Genomic DNA, 463 nt, shown 5'->3' with positions numbered 1-463 from the left:
CCAATTTTTTCTGCGTTGCCGGCGAGCTCTTTTACAATGAGCCTGTTGTACAGCGCAATGAACTCGTCTTTTCCCAAGCCCAGTCCCTCATCGGCCTGTGCTTCCAACAACTTTGTTCTCCCACAGCCGGTTAAAAGGGTGGCCGCCACCAGAACCATCAGCACATTTTGCAAAAACTTTCTCATAAGCCCCTCTCCTTTTATGCCATTTTACATCATTTTTCACATCCAATCAAATAAAATTACTGTTTGTGGCAACTCTTTCTCGACTCGTTCCCTTCAAAAGATATTTCACCATTTCCTCTTGCTCTGTAAAAAAGAAGCCCGGCTCTCGCAAGCCAAGCTTCTCTTTTCAGTGTAAATCGTTCAATGTGCCTTACTCGATCACTTCGATCCGATATGCATAAATTTGCTTCCCATAAAGGGCCTTTCCAGTATCTCCATAAACTCGGATTCGTTGTACC

Annotated in this window: 1 protein-coding gene; it reads right to left on the bottom strand. The window is 44.3% G+C overall.

Translation table 11 applies throughout. The features are described 5' to 3' along the window. On the bottom strand, nt 1-185 hold a 185-nt coding region (locus HJY11_RS13315; RefSeq protein WP_208076432.1), incomplete at its 3' end, for a hypothetical protein. Nucleotides 186-463 lie beyond the last annotated feature (278 nt).

The sequence above is a fragment of the Bittarella massiliensis (ex Durand et al. 2017) genome (assembly GCF_017566145.1).
Taxonomy (GTDB): Bacteria; Bacillota; Clostridia; order Oscillospirales; family Ruminococcaceae; genus Bittarella; species Bittarella massiliensis_A.
Note: the sequence above shows the minus strand (reverse complement) of the source record. Positions and strands in the feature narration are given on the sequence as shown.